The organism is Streptomyces sp. NPDC029122, from assembly GCF_055569445.1.
In genome coordinates, this window is record NZ_JBVHWK010000013.1 from 1 (window position 1) to 17,088 (window position 17,088).

Annotated in this window: 13 protein-coding genes; 4 read left to right on the plus strand and 9 right to left on the minus strand. The window is 71.3% G+C overall.

The window, feature by feature from the left end:
- Nucleotides 1-421: 421 nt before the first annotated feature.
- From ACZ4WZ_RS17025 to thyX, 3 genes are all read right to left on the minus strand, one after another.
- Nucleotides 422-2,107 carry a ribonuclease J gene (locus ACZ4WZ_RS17025; protein ID WP_467890899.1) on the minus strand — a complete coding sequence of 562 codons (1,686 nt, stop codon included), beginning with the start codon at nt 2,105-2,107 and terminating at the stop codon, nt 422-424.
- Between the two features lie 113 nt (nt 2,108-2,220).
- Nucleotides 2,221-3,120 carry a 4-hydroxy-tetrahydrodipicolinate synthase gene (dapA, locus tag ACZ4WZ_RS17030; protein ID WP_467890901.1) on the minus strand — a complete coding sequence of 300 codons (900 nt, stop codon included), beginning with the start codon at nt 3,118-3,120 and terminating at the stop codon, nt 2,221-2,223.
- A gap of 227 nt (nt 3,121-3,347) precedes the next feature.
- Nucleotides 3,348-4,088, minus strand: coding sequence for an FAD-dependent thymidylate synthase (thyX, locus tag ACZ4WZ_RS17035; RefSeq protein ID WP_467890903.1), 741 nt, complete (start codon nt 4,086-4,088; stop codon nt 3,348-3,350).
- Between the two features lie 250 nt (nt 4,089-4,338).
- Between thyX and ACZ4WZ_RS17040 the strand changes: the two genes are divergently transcribed.
- Complete coding sequence (locus tag ACZ4WZ_RS17040; RefSeq protein ID WP_467890906.1) at nt 4,339-4,590, plus strand: hypothetical protein; 252 nt, start codon at nt 4,339-4,341, stop codon at nt 4,588-4,590.
- 48 nt (nt 4,591-4,638) lie between these two features.
- Complete coding sequence (locus ACZ4WZ_RS17045; RefSeq protein WP_467890909.1) at nt 4,639-5,190, plus strand: PH domain-containing protein; 552 nt, start codon at nt 4,639-4,641, stop codon at nt 5,188-5,190.
- A gap of 73 nt (nt 5,191-5,263) precedes the next feature.
- Here ACZ4WZ_RS17045 and ACZ4WZ_RS17050 read toward each other — a convergent pair whose 3' ends face one another.
- The 6 genes from ACZ4WZ_RS17050 to eccD all read right to left on the minus strand — a co-directional run bounded on the left by ACZ4WZ_RS17050 (nt 5,264) and on the right by eccD (nt 12,348).
- Complete coding sequence (locus tag ACZ4WZ_RS17050; RefSeq protein WP_467890912.1) at nt 5,264-5,707, minus strand: hypothetical protein; 444 nt, start codon at nt 5,705-5,707, stop codon at nt 5,264-5,266.
- Between the two features lie 16 nt (nt 5,708-5,723).
- Complete coding sequence (gene dapB / locus ACZ4WZ_RS17055) at nt 5,724-6,476, minus strand: 4-hydroxy-tetrahydrodipicolinate reductase (RefSeq protein ID WP_467890914.1); 753 nt, start codon at nt 6,474-6,476, stop codon at nt 5,724-5,726.
- A 31-nt stretch (nt 6,477-6,507) separates the two neighbouring features.
- Nucleotides 6,508-7,887 carry a M16 family metallopeptidase gene (locus ACZ4WZ_RS17060; RefSeq protein ID WP_467890916.1) on the minus strand — a complete coding sequence of 460 codons (1,380 nt, stop codon included), beginning with the start codon at nt 7,885-7,887 and terminating at the stop codon, nt 6,508-6,510.
- Entirely contained in the window at nt 7,884-10,106 is a 2,223-nt protein-coding gene (locus ACZ4WZ_RS17065) for a polyribonucleotide nucleotidyltransferase (protein WP_467891214.1), read from the minus strand. The genes ACZ4WZ_RS17060 and ACZ4WZ_RS17065 overlap by 4 nt, the downstream gene beginning before the upstream one ends.
- Nucleotides 10,107-10,392: 286 nt before the next feature.
- Complete coding sequence (gene rpsO, locus ACZ4WZ_RS17070; RefSeq protein WP_007266917.1) at nt 10,393-10,680, minus strand: 30S ribosomal protein S15; 288 nt, start codon at nt 10,678-10,680, stop codon at nt 10,393-10,395.
- Nucleotides 10,681-10,851: 171 nt separating this feature from the next.
- The gene (gene eccD, locus ACZ4WZ_RS17075; protein ID WP_467890921.1) at nt 10,852-12,348 is read right to left on the minus strand and encodes a type VII secretion integral membrane protein EccD; all 1,497 of its coding nucleotides are present in this window, start codon (nt 12,346-12,348) and stop codon (nt 10,852-10,854) included.
- A 212-nt stretch (nt 12,349-12,560) separates the two neighbouring features.
- On the opposite strand from eccD, the gene eccCa reads away from it, so the two are divergent.
- Complete coding sequence (eccCa, locus tag ACZ4WZ_RS17080) at nt 12,561-16,541, plus strand: type VII secretion protein EccCa (RefSeq protein WP_467890924.1); 3,981 nt, start codon at nt 12,561-12,563, stop codon at nt 16,539-16,541.
- Nucleotides 16,542-16,825: 284 nt separating this feature from the next.
- Nucleotides 16,826-17,059, plus strand: coding sequence for a DUF397 domain-containing protein (locus ACZ4WZ_RS17085; RefSeq protein WP_079430064.1), 234 nt, complete (start codon nt 16,826-16,828; stop codon nt 17,057-17,059).
- Nucleotides 17,060-17,088 lie beyond the last annotated feature (29 nt).

Genomic DNA, 17,088 nt, shown 5'->3' on the forward strand with positions numbered 1-17,088 from the left:
CTCAAGGAACGGACGCTTCCTTTGTACTCACCCTCGCGGGCTTTCCTCCGGGCTTTCGTTCTGTTCTTCGTTCTTGCGTTTCCGACTCTATCAGACTCTCTCGTGTCCGATTTCCTCGGCGCTTTCGAGGTCCTGCGCTTTCGCACTTTCCCTTTTCGGCGGTTCCGACTCTATCAGATTCTTTTCCGTGTCGTTTCCGACTTGGTTTCGAATTCCGATGGCCTTCGGAGGGCCTTTCCCTTTCGGGCGGATCAGACTTTATCAGGTCTCCCTGACTGCTGATTGCCACCCGCTCGCGTGCGGCAACGGGCACACGTGTGTGCCCGGTCCCTGCGAGGTGGAGCCGTAAACGTACTGGAGCGGGGCCCCCGGATGCAAATCCGGTTGCCCCGCTCCAGTGGGGTCGCTACGTATGCCGAGGTCAGACCTCGACCACGACCGGGAGGATCATCGGGCGGCGGCGGTAGCTGTCCGACACCCACTTGCCCATGGTCCGGCGGATGAGCTGCTGGATCTGGTGCGGCTCCGCGACGCCGTCGGCCGCGGCGCGGGCGATGGCTTCCTCGATCTTCGCGCTGACCGGCCCGAAGGCCGAGTCCTCGATGCCGGAACCGCGGGCCTGGATGTTCGGGCCGCTGACGACCTTGCCCGTGGTGCTGTCGACCACGACGTACACCGAGACGATGCCCTCGTCACCGAGGATGCGACGGTCCTTGAGGGAGGCTTCGGTGACGTCGCCGACCGAAAGGCCGTCCACGTACACGTAACCGGCCTGGACCTTGCCGGAGATGCGGGCCTTGCCGTCGATGAGGTCGACGACCACGCCGTCCTCCGCGATGACGATGCGGTCCTTCGGGACGCCCGTCATGGCGCCGAGCTCGGCGTTGGCACGCAGGTGGCGCCATTCGCCGTGGACCGGCATCAGGTTCCGCGGCTTGCAGATGTTGTAGAAGTACAGCAGCTCGCCGGCGGAGGCGTGGCCGGAGACGTGCACCTTGGCGTTGCCCTTGTGCACGACGTTGGCGCCCCAGCGGGTCAGGCCGTTGATCACGCGGTAGACCGCGTTCTCGTTGCCCGGGATCAGGGACGACGCCAGGATCACGGTGTCGCCGGGGACGATCCGGATCTGGTGGTCGCGGTTCGCCATCCGGGACAGGGCCGCCATCGGCTCGCCCTGGGAGCCCGTGCAGACGAGCACGACCTCGTCGTCCGGCAGGTCGTCGAGGGTCTTGACGTCGACGACGAGGCCGGCCGGCACGCGCAGGTAGCCCAGGTCACGGGCGATGCCCATGTTGCGGACCATGGAGCGGCCGACGAAGGCGACGCGACGGCCGTACTCGTGGGCGGCGTCCAGGACCTGCTGGATGCGGTGCACGTGGCTCGCGAAGGAGGCCACGATGATCCGCTTCTGCGCGCCCGCGAACACTCCGCGGATCACGTTGGAGATGTCGCGCTCCGGCGGGACGAAGCCCGGGACCTCGGCGTTCGTCGAGTCCGAGAGGAGAAGGTCGATGCCCTCTTCGCTCAGACGCGCGAAGGCGTGCAGGTCGGTGAGGCGGTTGTCCATCGGGAGCTGGTCCATCTTGAAGTCGCCGGTGGCGACGACGAGACCCGCACCGGTGCGGATGGCGACGGCCAGGGCGTCCGGGATGGAGTGGTTGACGGCGATGAACTCGCAGTCGAAGGGGCCCAGGTTCTCGCGCTCGCCCTCCTTCACCTCGAGGGTGTAGGGGCGGATGCGGTGCTCCTGCAGCTTGGCCTCGATGAGCGCCAGCGTCAGCTTGGAACCGATCAGCGGGATGTCCGGCTTCTCCCGGAGGAGGTACGGAACGGCGCCGATGTGGTCCTCGTGACCGTGGGTGAGGACGATGCCCTCGATGTCGTCGAGGCGGTCCCGGATCGACGTGAAGTCCGGCAGGATCAGGTCGATGCCCGGCTGCTCCTCCTCGGGGAAGAGCACGCCGCAGTCGACGATCAGCAGGCGGCCGTCGAACTCGAAGACGGTCATGTTGCGGCCGATCTCGCCGAGGCCGCCCAGCGGGGTGACCCGGAGGCCGCCCTTGGGAAGCTTGGGCGGCGGGCCGAGTTCAGGGTGCGGATGGCTCAAAGGTTCTCCTTCACCACGCGCGCCACGTACCCCTCAGGCACGTGGCGCGCATGTCATTCGTGCACTCGCTCTTGTCTGTTTCGGTCTTGCTTATTCAGTTGTGAAGTCTGTTGTCAGAGCTGTACCCCACCCGCGGCAAGATCGATCTTGAGCTGGGCCGTCTCTTCGTCGGTGAGTCCGACGAGGGGCAGGCGCAGCGGGCCCGCGGGCAGGCCCTGGAGGGACAGGGCGGCCTTGGTGGTCATGACGCCCTGGGTGCGGAACATACCCGTGAAGACCGGGAGCAGCTTCTGGTGGATCTCGGTGGCCTTCTGGACGTCGCCGCCGAGGTGGGCCTCGAGCATCGCGCGCAGCTCCGGGCTGACCACGTGGCTGACGACGGAGACGAAGCCGACGGCGCCGACCGACAGGAGCGGCAGGTTCAGCATGTCGTCGCCGGAGTACCAGGCCAGTCCGCTCTGGGCGATGGCCCAGCTGGCGCGGCCGAGGTCGCCCTTGGCGTCCTTGTTGGCCACGATCCGGGGGTGCTCGGCCAGCCTGACCAGCGTTTCCGTGTTGATCGGGACACCGCTGCGGCCGGGGATGTCGTAGAGCATGACCGGCAGGCCGGTGGCGTCGGCGATGGCCGTGAAGTGCTGGAAGAGGCCTTCCTGCGGGGGCTTGCTGTAGTAGGGCGTCACGGCGAGGAGGCCGTGGGCCCCGGTGCGCTCGGCCTGGCGGGCGAGCTCGAGGGTGTGGCGGGTGTCGTTGGTGCCGATGCCGGCCACGACGTGGGCGCGGTCGCCGACCGCCTCCAGTACGGCTCGTACGAGGTCGTTTTTCTCCGCGTCGGTGGTGGTGGGCGACTCACCGGTGGTGCCGTTGATGATCAGGCCGTCGTTGCCTGCGTCCACCAGGTGGACGGCGAGACGCTGCGCGCCGTCGAGGTCAAGTGCGCCATCAGCCGTGAACGGCGTGATCATGGCGGTGAGGACCCGCCCGAAGGGGGTCTGCGGAGTCGAGATCGGAGCCATGGGTAACACGCTACTCGCTGCCATGCTCGCGGTGTCCCCTCGGGGGACGTCAACAGGCGGTGCCGCCCGGCGGGAGCCGGGTGGGTGTGGGATCCCGGCACTGCCTGCTCGGGGGTTCAAGCAGTGCCGGGTCCGTTTGATCAGCCTAGATGAACTTTACGAAACGCCGCAATACGGACACTTGGGACTTGTCCCAGCACATCCGTACGCCAGCCGTGCATCGGCCCTTACGGGGCAACGCGACCGTTGGCGTTGAAGGCCGCGTAGGTCAGCGGCATGAGCTTCGCCCAGTGCTGCTCCATCTTCTCGCCGACCATCTCGATCTCCCGCTGCGGGAAGGACGGGACCTTCGCCAGCTCGTGCTGGGTGCGCAGACCGAGGAAGTGCATGAGCGAGCGGGCGTTGCAGGTGGCGTACATCGAGGAGAAGAGTCCGACCGGCAGGACCGAACGGGCCACCTCGCGGGCCACCCCGGCCGCGAGCATCTCCTGGTACGCCTCGTAGGCCTGACGGTAGGAGTCCTCCATGACGCGGCCCGTGAGCTCCAGCTGCGCCTCGGTGCCCTCGACGAAGACGTACTTGCCCGGGCGGCCCTCCTGGACGAGCTTGCGCTCGGCGTCCGGGACGTAGAAGACCGGCTCCAGCTCCCTGTAGCGGCCGGACTCCTCGTTGTAGGACCAGCCCACGCGGTGACGCATGAACTCCCGGAACACGAAGATCGGGGCGCTGATGAAGAAGGTCATCGAGTTGTGCTCGAAGGGGCTGCCGTGGCGGTCGCGCATCAGGTAGTTGATGAGGCCCTTGGAACGCTCCGGGTCCTTCTGGAGCTCCTCCAGGGACTGCTCGCCGGCCGTGGAGACGCGGGCGGCCCACAGCACGTCGCTGTCGGTGGCGGCGTGCTTCACCAGCTCCACCGTCACGTCACTGCGGAAGCTGGGTTTCGGGTCTGAGGCGGCGGTGTCGCTCACACGGGGTCCTTCCGAACGGGTCTTTCGAGGGGCGCGACCACTCTACGGCGGATCGGGCGGACGCCCCGACCGGCCACCGCCGGACCGGGGTGCGGGCGGTGGGGCGCGCGGGGCTGACGGGCCGCCACGTTTTCTGCTCGATGTCCCGAAATCGGGCACCCATCGGGCCGTTCGTTCGTCTGACCGGGAGAAAGCACACCATCCGTCAAGCCCCGGGCCCAGAGCCCTCGACCCAAGGAGAGCCGCCACCGTGTTCCGCCGGCGCGAACCCGTTCCCTTCGCCTTCGTCGCCGAGGCCGAGCGTTTCCGAAGCAATGTCACTCCGCCGCCGCGCGAGAGTCTGAGCGTCACCCAGATCATCGCCCGTAGTCTGGTCGGACTGACCGTGGTGGCGGGGCTCGTGGGCTCGCTGCTCTTCGGCATGCCCGCGCTGCAGCCGTACCAGGCGTCCGACCGGCCCGCGGGGACGGCGCAGCAGTCCGAGGTGTCCGGGGGGCGGTAGCCTCTCGGGCACAGCCCAACCGAACGTGCATCTGAGTGAGGTCCTGCCGTGCCCCTGCCCTTCTTGACGGCCGACGGCGTCTTCGACGCACACGAGGACGAAGCCCTCCCCCATGTGGATCCCGAGCGCTGGCGCCGCCCCTACCGGCCCGGCCCCTGGCGGGTCGCCGGTGCGGCGGTGCTGCTGCTGCTCTCGGCCTTCATGCTGCTGGCCACGGTGATCATCGCCTTCGCGGGCACCTGGACGGGTGCCGGCATCGCCGGGGCCGCCTCGCTCGCCGTGGTCGGCTCCGCGCTGCGGATCCTGCGCGCGGGCGTGTGGGTGAGCCCCGCCGGGCTGCGCCGGGTCGGGTTCTTCGGGACCCGGTCCATCGCCTGGAGCGAGATCGAGAAGGTGCGCACGGTGCAGCAGCCGGTCCGCTGGCTGGGGCTGCCGCGGACCGTGCAGGGGCAGGCGCTGACGATGGCCGCGCGCGGCAGGGAGCTGACGGTGCTGCTGACCGACCACAGCGCCGACTTCCTGACGCGGGGCGAGGCCTTCGACCGGGCCGCCGGCCAGCTGGAGGCGTGGGCCGACGAGTACCGGGCGGTGCGCGCCTGACGGGTCGGGAACGACACGAGGGCCCGTACGGGGATCGTCCTGTACGGGCCCTTCCGTTCGCGCGGCCGTGCGGTTACACGCGCGCCTGGTGCAGGGCGATGGCCCGCTGCATGGCCTTGCGGGCCCGCGGGGTGTCGCGGGCGTCGTGGTAGGCGACGGCGAGGCGGAACCAGGTGCGCCAGTCCCCCGGGGCGTCCTCGGTCTCCGCCTTGCGGCGCGCGAAGACCTCGTCGGCGGAGTCGCGCAGGATCCGGCCGTACTCGTCCCGTTCCAGTTCGTCGGCGGGCAGGCCGCCCTCGGCCTCCAGCTCGGAGGCGAGCTGGTTGGCCCGGGTGACGAAGCGGGTGTTCATCCAGAGGAACCAGATGCCGATGACCGGCAGGATCAGCACGGCCGCACCGAAGGTGACGGTGATCCAGGTGCCCTGCTGGATCAGCAGCAGGCCCCGGCTGCCGACCAGGACGAAGTACACGACCAGGACGGCGGCCGTGATGAGGTAGGTGATCTTCGCGCGCATGGGTGCTACTGCCTCATCAGCCGAGGTCGAGGAAGTTTTCCAGGCCGAAGGTGAGGCCCGGGGTCTGCGTCACGCGGCGGGCGCCGAGCAGGATGCCCGGCATGAAGCTGCTGTGGTGCAGGGAGTCGTGACGGATGGTCAGGGTCTCGCCCTCGCTGCCGAGCAGTACCTCCTGGTGGGCCAGCAGGCCGCGCAGGCGGATGGCGTGGACCGGGACTCCGTCGACGTCGGCGCCGCGGGCGCCGTCGAGGGCCGTGGCGGTGGCGTCGGGCTGGGCGCCGAGGCCGGCCTCGGCCCGCGCGGCCGCGATGAGCTGGGCCGTGCGGGTCGCCGTGCCGGACGGGGCGTCGACCTTCTTGGGGTGGTGGAGCTCGACGACCTCGACGGACTCGAAGTAGCGGGCGGCCTGGGCGGCGAACTTCATGGTGAGGACGGCGCCGATGGAGAAGTTCGGGGCGATGAGCACACCGGTGTCCGGGGAGGCGGCCAGCCAGGTGTTCAGCCGGGCGAGGCGGTCCTCGTTCCAGCCGGTGGTGCCGACCACGGCGTGGATGCCGTGGCTGACGAGGAAGTCCAGGTTCCCCATCACCGAGTCGGGGGTGGTCAGCTCGACCGCGACCTGGGCTCCCGCCTCGGCCACCGTCTCCAGCTTGTCGCCCCGCCCGAGGGCCGCCACCAGCTCCATGTCCTCGGCGGCCTCCACGGCCCTGACCGCCTCGGAGCCGATGCGGCCCCGGGCGCCGAGGACTGCCACGCGCAGCTTGCTCATTGTTGCTTCCTTAGGGTGCGTGCGTACGGTTCTAGGCGACCGCTTCGTCGAGGCGGGCGGCCTGCTTCTCCTTGAGCGGGCCGATCACCGCCAGCGAGGGCCGCTGGGCCAGTACATCCCGGGCGACCGCGCGGACGTCGTCCGGGGTCACTTCGGAGATGCGGGCCAGCATGTCGTCGACGGACATCTGGTCGCCCCAGCACAGCTCGCTCTTGCCGATGCGGTTCATGATCGCGCCGGTGTCCTCCAGGCCGAGGACGGTGGAGCCGGAGAGCTGGCCGACGGCCCGCCGGATCTCCTCGTCGGTGAGGCCTTCGGAGGCGACGGTGTCGAGCTCCTGGCGGCAGATCCGCAGCACGTCGTGGACCTGGCTGGGCCGGCAGCCGGCGTAGACGCCGAAGAGGCCGGTGTCGGCGAAGCCCGAGGTGTACGAGTACACGCTGTAGGCCAGTCCGCGCTTCTCGCGGACCTCCTGGAAGAGCCGGGAGGACATGCCGCCGCCGAGGGCGGTGTTCAGCACGCCGAGGGCCCAGCGGCGGTCGTCGGTGCGCGCGAGGCCGGGCATGCCGAGGACCACGTGGGCCTGCTCGGTCTTGCGGTTGACCAGGTCGACGCGGCCGGCGGTGCGGATCCGCTTGGTGCCGGTGCGCGGGCCGACGGGCTGGGCGTCGGCGTGCTTGAGGGCGCCGGCCTTCTCGAAGGCCGCGCGGACCTGGCGTACGACCTTGTTGTGGTCGACGTTGCCGGCGGCGGCCACGACGAGGCGGGTCGGGTCGTAGTGCTTCTTCCAGAAGCGGCGGATCCGGTCGGCGCCGAGGGCGTTGATGGTGTCGACGGTGCCGAGGACGGGGCGGCCGAGCGGCGAGTCCCCGTACATGGTCCGGGCGAACAGGTCGTGGACCACGTCACCCGGGTCGTCCTCGGTCATCGCGATCTCTTCGAGGATGACCCCGCGCTCGGCGTCGACGTCCTCCTCGCGGATCAGCGAGCCGGTCAGCATGTCGCAGACCACGTCGATGGCGAGCGGCAGGTCGGTGTCGAGGACCCGGGCGTAGTAGCAGGTGTACTCCTTCGCCGTGAAGGCGTTCATCTCGCCGCCGACCGCGTCGATCGCGGAGGAGATGTCGAGGGCGCTGCGCTGGGCGGTGCCCTTGAAGAGGAGGTGCTCCAGGTAGTGGGTGGCGCCGTTGAGACCGGGCGTCTCGTCGCGCGAGCCCACGTTGGCCCAGATGCCGAAGGTGGCGGAGCGGACGGAGGGCAGCGTCTCGGTGACGATGCGCAGTCCGCCGGGCAGGACCGTGCGCCGGACGGTGCCGATGCCGCTGCGGCCCTTGAGGAGTGTTTGGGTACGGGCGACGGCCCGCCCCTCCGAAGAGGTGCGGGCCGTCACACTGGAACTACGCGACGTCACTTGTCGGAGTCGTCCTTGTCGGCGTCGGCGTCGGCGGTCTCGCCCTCGATCACGGGGACCAGGGAGAGCTTGCCGCGCTGGTCGATCTCGGCGATCTCGACCTGCACCTTGGTGCCGACCGCGAGCACGTCCTCGACGTTCTCCACGCGCTTGCCACCGGCGAGCTTGCGGATCTGCGAGATGTGCAGCAGGCCGTCCTTGCCGGGCATGAGGGAGACGAATGCACCGAAGGTGGTGGTCTTGACGACCGTACCCAGGTAACGCTCGCCGACCTCCGGCATGGTCGGGTTGGCGATCGCGTTGATCGTGGCGCGGGCGGCCTCGGCGGCCGGGCCGTCGGAGGCACCGATGTAGATGGTGCCGTCGTCCTCGATCGTGATCTCGGCGCCGGTGTCCTCCTGGATCTGGTTGATCATCTTGCCCTTGGGGCCGATGACCTCGCCGATCTTGTCCACGGGGATCTTGACGGTGATGATCCGCGGGGCGTTCGGGGACATCTCGTCCGGCGTGTCGATCGCTTCCATCATCACGTCGAGGATGTGGAGGCGGGCGTCGCGGGCCTGGGTCAGGGCCGCGGCCAGGACGGAGGCCGGGATGCCGTCCAGCTTGGTGTCGAGCTGGAGGGCGGTGACGAACTCCTTGGTGCCGGCGACCTTGAAGTCCATGTCGCCGAAGGCGTCCTCCGCACCGAGGATGTCGGTGAGGGCGACGTAGTGGGTCTTGCCGTCGATCTCCTGGGAGATCAGGCCCATGGCGATACCGGCGACGGGGGCCTTGAGGGGCACACCGGCGTTCAGCAGCGACATGGTGGAGGCGCAGACCGAGCCCATGGACGTCGAACCGTTGGAGCCGAGGGCCTCGGACACCTGGCGGATCGCGTAGGGGAACTCCTCGCGGGTCGGCAGGACCGGCACGATCGCGCGCTCGGCGAGCGCGCCGTGGCCGATCTCGCGGCGCTTGGGGGAGCCCACGCGGCCGGTCTCGCCGACGGAGTACGGCGGGAAGTTGTAGTTGTGCATGTAGCGCTTGCGGGTTACCGGGGAGAGGGTGTCCAGCTGCTGCTCCATGCGGAGCATGTTGAGGGTGGTGACGCCCAGGATCTGGGTCTCGCCACGCTCGAACAGCGCCGAGCCGTGCACGCGCGGGATGGCCTCGACCTCGGCGGCCAGGGTGCGGATGTCCGTCAGGCCACGGCCGTCGATGCGGACCTTGTCCTTGATGACGCGCTCGCGCACCAGGGCCTTGGTCAGGCTGCGGTAGGCGGCGGAGATCTCCTTCTCGCGGCCCTCGAAGGCCGGGAGGAGCTTCTCGGCGGCGATCTCCTTGACGCGGTCCAGCTCGGCCTCGCGGTCCTGCTTGCCCGCGATGGTCAGCGCCTGGGAGAGCTCGCCCTTGACGGCGGCCGCGAGGGCCTCGTACACGTCGTCCTGGTAGTCCAGGAAGACCGGGAACTCGCCCTCGGGCTTGGCGGCCTTGGCGGCCAGGTCGGCCTGGGCCTTGCACAGGACCTTGATGAAGGGCTTCGAGGCGTCGAGGCCGGCGGCCACGACCTCCTCGGTGGGCGCCTCGGCGCCGCCCTTGACCAGGGCGATGGTCCGCTCGGTGGCCTCGGCCTCGACCATCATGATCGCGACGTCGCCGTCCTCCAGGACGCGGCCCGCGACGACCATGTCGAAGACGGCGTCCTCGAGCTCGGTGTGCGTCGGGAAGGCCACCCACTGGCCGCGGATCAGCGCGACGCGGACGCCGCCGATCGGGCCGGAGAAGGGCAGGCCGGCCAGCTGCGTGGACGCGGACGCGGCGTTGATCGCGATGACGTCGTACAGGTGGTCCGGGTTGAGCGCCATGATGGTGGCGACGACCTGGATCTCGTTGCGCAGGCCCTTCTTGAAGGAGGGGCGCAGCGGGCGGTCGATCAGGCGGCAGGTGAGGATCGCGTCCTCGGAGGGGCGGCCCTCGCGGCGGAAGAAGGAGCCGGGGATCTTGCCGGCCGCGTACTGGCGCTCCTCGACGTCCACCGTCAGGGGGAAGAAGTCGAGCTGGTCCTTGGGCTTCTTCGACGCGGTGGTCGCGGACAGCACCATCGTGTCGTCGTCCAGGTAGGCAACGGCGGAGCCGGCGGCCTGGCGGGCGAGGCGGCCCGTCTCGAAGCGGATGGTGCGGGTGCCGAAGGAACCGTTGTCAATGACGGCCTCGGCGTAGTGGGTCTCGTTCTCCACTAGCGTTTTCTCCATTTTCGTCGTCTCCGTCCGCCACCCGTGTGGTGGTGGACGGTTGCGGAGAAGCGCTCCTGGCGTGCGGGCCGGTCTTCGATCGAAGCACCCGGGTCTCGGCCCCTCCGACGGGGCTTTCCGGATGCCACTACCGAGGACCGGCGGCGTGGGAGGGCGCTCCTCCTCTTCAGTTGTGCGCTGTGTCCCAGACTACAAAGCGTCCGGTACGTCGCGCACGTACGGCAAAGGGAGCGGCCCCATCGGTGTGGGAACCGCTCCCTTCACAGTGTGCTTACTTGGCGCCGGCCGCACCGCGGCGGATGCCGAGGCGCTCGACCAGCGTACGGAAGCGCTGGATGTCCTTCTTGGCCAGGTACTGCAGCAGGCGGCGGCGCTGGCCGACCAGGATCAGCAGACCACGACGGGAGTGGTGGTCGTGCTTGTGGGTCTTGAGGTGCTCGGTCAGGTCCGAGATGCGGCGGGAGAGCATCGCGACCTGGACCTCGGGAGAGCCGGTGTCGCCCTCCTTGGCACCGAACTCGGCGATGATCTGCTTCTTCGTAGCGGCGTCGAGCGGCACGCTTACTCCTCGTGTAGGTCTTCGTGGCCACCGAGTGCCCCAGGTCGAATTCTCTGGGGAGCTTCCGTAACTCGGGAGGCGGGGTCCGCTGAGCGCTGTCTCCAGAGGACTCCGGGGACGCGTACACAAACGGCCGTCACACAGCGTACCAGGCTGCCGGGACTCGACGTCTCAGCTGGTGAGAGAGCGGGCGCGGCCGTACACGTCGAGCACGGCCAGGGCCAGCGGCACCAGGGCGAGCAGGACCGCGGCCTCGGTGAGGTCGAGCAGCCTTCCCCAGAAGGGTGACAGACCCCTTCGGGGGATGACAAGCGAGATTCCCGTGAGGAGGGCGGCACCCGCGGCGACGGCGGCCGAGAGCCAGACCGTACGCAGGTCCAGGCCGCCGCGGTCGTGGTAGCGCGTGAGCGCGAACACCAGATCGGCCGGCGGGCGCAGGGCCAGGCCGAGGATCAGCAGCCCGACGGCGGCCAGGCCCGCGGCCAGGGCGCAGACCACCTGGGAGGTGTAGCGGAAGAGGCGGGCGCGCAGCAGCATCGCCAGTCCGGTGGCCAGGGCCAGCAGCCGGCCCCAGGTGCCGTCGGAGAAGCCGAGGACGGCGCAGGCCCCCACGGCGACGGCCGCGCACCCCCCGACCAGGCCGAGCAGCATCTCGTGCCCGCGCCGGGCCCGGGCGGCGATGGCCTCGGCGTCGAACGGGGCCCCCTGCTGGTCGGCGTACGGGTCGGCAAACGGGTCGGCGTCGTAGTGGTCCGTAGCCCCGTGTCCCGGGGCGGCGCTCCGCGGGGCGGCGTACCCGATGGGCAGCCGGGCGAAGCGGGCGGAGAGGCCCGGCAGGAAGGCGACGAGCCCGACGGCGGCGGGGGCGCACACGGCGGCGGTGGCCGTGGCGGAGGCGTCGGCGGCGATGGCGCCGAAGGCGGCCAGGGTCCCGGTGGCGGCGAGGAAGGTGGCGGCGACGAAGGGGGCGTCCCCCTCCGGGGTGAGCGCGACCAGCGCGACGGAGACGACCAGGACGCAGGCGCAGCCGAGCAGGAACTGCAGCCGCCCGGGTCCCTGGCCGGCGCCGGCGGCGACGATGCCGGAGCCGGCGATCAGCAGGTGGGGCAGGGCGCCGAGGCCGAGCGCGACGGCGGAGCCGCGGTCCCGGTAGACGCGGGCGCGCACCCCGGCGGCGGCGGTGAGCAGGAGGCCGGTGGCGCCGGCGATGATCCCGGGGAGGCCGTGCGTGTCGTGCCGGACCGGGTCGGCGTACCAGAGGACGAAGCCGAGCAGGACGAGCAGCAGCGCGGCGCCGGCCAGGCCCGCCCCGCGCAGCATGTCGTCGCTCCAGCGGTGCCGGTCGCGTACGACGGCGGAGGCGACGGCGTCGGAGACGTCGTCGAAGACGGCCGGCGGCAGGGACTCTGCGAAGGGGCGCAGGATGAGCACCTCGCCGTCGAGGACCTGCTGGGCGGCGAGGGTGCGGGCGCCGTCGAGGACGGTGCCGGAGCGGCGGACCAGGTGGAAGCCGGTGGGGGCGCCGACGGGCTGGGTCTGGCCGGTGAGGCGCAGCAGTTCGGGATAGACGTCGGCGACGGCGATGTCCTCCGGGAGGGCGACGTCGATGCGGCTGTCGGGTGCCACGACGGTGACCCTGCAGAAACCGGTCGCCTCGGCCGTACTCACCTGTGTGACCCTCCTGTCGGGGCCGCGCCGCCGCGGCGGCCGGTTCGCGGATGCGCGTGGCGCGGGCGCCACCTTATCCGGCGGCTGCCCGGTCCCCGGCCAGTAGGATCGCCGTTCGCGTCGGGCGCGGGGTGCGGGAGCGGCCCCGGGCGTCCGGGACTTGGGGGCGCCGGCTGCGACGTCCCGCCCGTTTACGAGGGATTGATGCTCCGGTGAGCCAGATCGTCGTCAAACGCCCGCCGCGGTCCCTGCCGCCCGCGGTCCCTTCGGACGAGTTGAGGCTGGAGGCGCCGCCGGAACTCCCCCGGGGGCAGCAGGAGGGCATGCTGATGCAGCTCCTGCCGATGCTGGGCATGGGTTCCTCGGTCGTCTTCTTCTTCATGCCGGGCGCCGCGCCGTTCATGCGCGTCATGGGCGTGCTGATGCTGGCGTCGACGGTGGGCATGGTCATCGCCCAGCTGGTGCGCTACCGGCGCGGTACACAGGGGCGGATGGCCGATGTGCGGCGGGACTACCTCAAGTACCTCGCGCAGACGCGCCGTCAGGTCCGCCGTACCGCGCGGGCGCAGCGCGACGCGCAGCTGTACCTGCACCCGGCGCCCGAGCAGCTGTGGTCGGTGGTGGCGGAGGGCTCGCGCCTGTGGGAGCGGCGGGTCGGCGACGCGGACTTCGGGCAGGCGCGGCTGGGGCTGGGCGCACAGCGGCTCGCTACCGCGCTGGTGGCTCCGGACACGGCCCCGGTGGACGAGCTGGAGCCGCTGGCGGCCGGCGCGATGCAGCGCTTCCTGAAGGTGCACTCCTCGCTGGAGGGGCTGCCGGTGGCGGTGTCGGTCCGGGCGTTCCACCACGTGACGGTGGGCGGGGAGGCGGAGTCGGCGCGCGGTGCCGCGCGGGCGGTGGTGGCGCAGCTGGTGACGCTGCACTCCCCCGACGACCTGGTGGTGGCCGTGGTGGCCGCGCCGGGGGCGGCGCCGTCGTGGGACTGGGTGAAGTGGCTGCCGCACACGCAGGTGCCCGGGCAGCTCGACGGGGCCGGGACGAAGCGGCTGTTCGGCGACGGCCTGGGGGAGCTGGAGGGGCTGCTGGGGTCCCGGCTGGAGGGGCGGCCGCGGTTCAGCCGGGAGGCGTCGCCGGTACTGGACCAGCCGCACCTGGTGGTGGTCCTCGACGGCGGGACGGTGCCGCCGGACTCGGTGTTCGCGGCGGCCGAGGGGCTCCAGGGCGTGACCGTCGTGGAGGTGGTCGCGGGTGAGCCGGACGCATCCCTTCGCTCCGCCGGGGAGACCCCGCGGCGCGGGGGGCTGTCGGTCGTGGTGGGGCCGGGCCGGCTGCGGCTGGAGTCGGGCGCGGGGGTCGCGTACGAGGGCGTGCCCGACACCCTGTCGCTGCCCGCGGCGGAGGCCCTGGCCCGGCAGCTGGCGCCGCTGCGCACGGGCGGCGGGGACGACGACGAGCCGCTGCTGGCGAACCTGGACTTCACCGACCTGCTGAACCTGGGTGACGCGGCCTCGGTCGACGTGTCCCGCACCTGGCGGCCCAGGTCGGCCGGCGAGCGGCTCCGGGTGCCGATCGGGGTGGGCGAGGACGGCGCGCCGGTGATGCTGGACCTGAAGGAGGCCGCGCAGGAGGGCATGGGCCCGCACGGGCTGTGCGTGGGGGCGACCGGTTCGGGCAAGTCGGAGCTGCTGCGCACGCTGGTGCTGGGGCTGGCGGTCACGCACACCTCGGAGACGCTGAACTTCGTCCTCGCGGACTTCAAGGGCGGTGCCACCTTCACGGGCATGGGGCAGATGCCGCACGTCGCGGCCGTGATCACCAACCTGGCGGACGACCTGACGCTGGTCGACCGGATGGGCGACTCGATCCGCGGCGAGCTCCAGCGCCGGCAGGAACTGCTGCGTTCGGCGGGCAACTACGCGAACATCCACGACTACGAGAAGGCCCGCGCGGCGGGTGCCCCGCTGGAGCCGCTGGCCTCCCTGGTGCTGGTCATCGACGAGTTCAGCGAGCTGCTGACCGCGAAGCCCGACTTCATCGACATGTTCATCCAGATCGGCCGGATCGGCCGCTCGCTGGGGGTGCACCTGCTGCTGGCGTCGCAGCGGCTGGAGGAGGGCAAGCTGCGCGGCCTCGACACGTACCTCTCCTACCGGATCGGTCTGCGCACCTTCTCGGCTTCGGAGTCGCGGACGGCGATCGGGGTGCCGGACGCGTACCACCTCCCGTCGGTGCCCGGATCGGGCTACCTGAAGTTCGGCACGGACGAGATGACCCGCTTCAAGGCGGCGTACGTCTCGGGGGTCTACCGCTCGGGCGGGCCGGACCCGGCGGTGGGGCCGTTCCCGGTGGAGCGCCGTCCCGCGCTGTTCACGGCGGCTCCGGTGCCGGTGGTGTACGCGGCCCCGGACCCGGTGGACCCGGCGGAGCGGCCGGCGCGGGAGGACGACGCCCTCGCGGACACGGTGCTCGACGTGATCGTGGGCCGGCTGGAGGGGCGGGGCGTACCGGCGCACCAGGTGTGGCTGCCGCCGCTGGACCGGGCGCCGTCCCTGGAGCAGCTGCTGCCGGCCCTGGCGCCTTCGGCGGAGCGCGGGCTGCACGCGCAGGGGTACACGCGGCCGGGCGGGCTGGTGGTGCCGCTCGGGCTGGTCGACAAGCCCTTCGAGCAGCGGCGCGAGGTGCTCTACCGGGACTTCTCGGGCGCCGCGGGCCACATGATAGTGGTGGGCGGTCCGCAGTCGGGCAAGTCGACGCTGATGCGGACGCTGATCTGCTCGTTCGCGCTGACGCACACCCCGCGCGAGGTGCAGTTCTACGGGCTGGACTTCGGCGGAGGCGCGCTGTCCTCGGTGGCGGAGCTGCCGCACGTGGGCGGGATCGCCTCCCGGCTGGATCCGGAGCGGGTGCGCCGCACGGTCGCGGAGGTGGCGGGGATCCTGGCCCGGCGCGAGGAGTTCTTCCGGGCGCGCGGCATCGACTCCATGGGCACCTACCGGCGCCGGCGCGCGGCGGGGGAGCTGCCCGGCGAGGCGTGGGGCGACGTGTTCCTGATCGTCGACGGCTGGGGCGGCTTCCGCGGCGAGTACGAGGGCCTGGAGGCGGTGGTCACGGACATCGCGGCCCGCGGGCTCGGCTACGGCGTCCACGTGGTCGTGACGGCGGCCCGGTACATGGAGGTGCGGGCGGCGCTCAAGGACCAGATGCCCGGCCGGCTGGAGCTGCGGCTCGGCGACGTGATGGATTCCGAGTTCGACCGGCGGGTGGCGGCCAACGTGCCCGCGGGGATGCCGGGGCGCGGCCAGGTGCCGGAGAAGCTGCACTTCCTGGGGGCGCTGCCGCGGATCGACGGCTCGCACGACGCGGAGACCCTCTCGCGGGGCACCGAGGAGTTCGTGGCGGCGGTGCGCGCGGGCTGGGCGGGCCCCTCCGCTCCCGGGGTGCGGCTGCTGCCGCGGCTGCTGCACGCGGACCGGCTGCCCAAGGGCGGTGAGTTCCCGGAGCGCGGGATCGCGATCGGCATCGACGAGACCGCCCTGGAGCCGGTGTTCGTCGACTTCGAGAGCGACCCCTTCTTCCTGGTGTTCGGCGAGAGCGAGTCGGGCAAGACGAACCTGCTGCGGCTGGTCGCGCAGCAGATCGCCCAGCGCTACCGTCCGGACCAGGCCAAGCTGGTCGTCGGCGACTACCGGCGCGGGCTCCTGGGGGCGCTGCCGGAGGAGTACCTGCTGGAGTACGCGCCGATGGCGAGCTCCCTGCAGATGCACATGGAGGCGCTGGTCGGGGTGTTCTCGCGCAGGCAGCCGCCGGCGGACGTCACCCCGCAGCAGTTGCGGGACCGCAGCTGGTGGACGGGCCCGGACGTGTTCATCGTGATCGACGACTACGACCTGGTCGCCACCAGCCGGGGCAACCCGCTGGCGCAGCTGGTGGAGTTCCTGCCGTTCGCCCGGGACACCGGGGTCCGGTTCGTGATCGCGCGCAGTTCGGCGGGTGCCTCGCGCGCGATGTACGAGCCCTTCATGCAGCGGATCAAGGAGCTGGGGGCGCAGGGCGTGGTCCTGTCGGGCGACCCCTCGGAGGGAGAGCTGCTCGGCAGTGTCCGTTCCCGCCCGATGCCCCCGGGCCGCGGCTACTGCGTAGCGCGCCGGCGCGGTACCTCGCTGGTCCAGCTGGGCCGGATGCCGCGGCTGTAGGGCCTGTCGTCGAAGTAGCGCCGGTCAGGCCCGCGGCGGCCGGTGCCGTGCATCGCAAGGCGGAGGGGCGCCCGAGTACTGGACGTACTCGGGTGCCCCGACAACGCGGCGAGGTGCGGTGCCGGGCGTCGCGGGCCAGGCGGGACTTTGACGACAGGGCCTCGGGCCCGGCCCGCGGCGGCTCCCGGTGATCGGGCGGAAACGGCTCCCCACGGGGCCGCGTTGCGCCGATAATCGGCAGCGAAGACCGAGCAGCACCGCACGACCGACGGGAAGGGCCGCACATGGGCACCCAGCAGGAGAAGGACGAGCTGTACGCGCTCGACATCAGCGACGTCGAGTGGCAGGGGCCTCCCGGGACCAGCCCGGACGAGGAGCGGGTGGAGATCGCCAAGCTGCCCGAGGGGGCGGTGGCGATGCGGTCGTCGCTGGACCGTGAGACGGTGCTGCGCTACACGGCGGCCGAGTGGGAGGCCTTCGTGCTCGGAGCCCGGGACGGGGAGTTCGACCTCACCTGAGGCCCGCCGGGTACGGCGAAGGGGGCGCG

Bases quoted from the DNA above. Each gene is read 5' to 3' on its own strand.
- dapA (WP_467890901.1), bottom strand. From the start codon at position 3,120: ATGGCTCCGATCTCGACTCCGCAGACCCCCTTCGGGCGGGTCCTCACC.
- ACZ4WZ_RS17050 (WP_467890912.1), bottom strand. From the start codon at position 5,707: ATGCGCGCGAAGATCACCTACCTCATCACGGCCGCCGTCCTGGTCGTG.
- dapB (WP_467890914.1), bottom strand. From the start codon at position 6,476: ATGAGCAAGCTGCGCGTGGCAGTCCTCGGCGCCCGGGGCCGCATCGGC.
- ACZ4WZ_RS17085 (WP_079430064.1), top strand. From the start codon at position 16,826: ATGGGCACCCAGCAGGAGAAGGACGAGCTGTACGCGCTCGACATCAGC.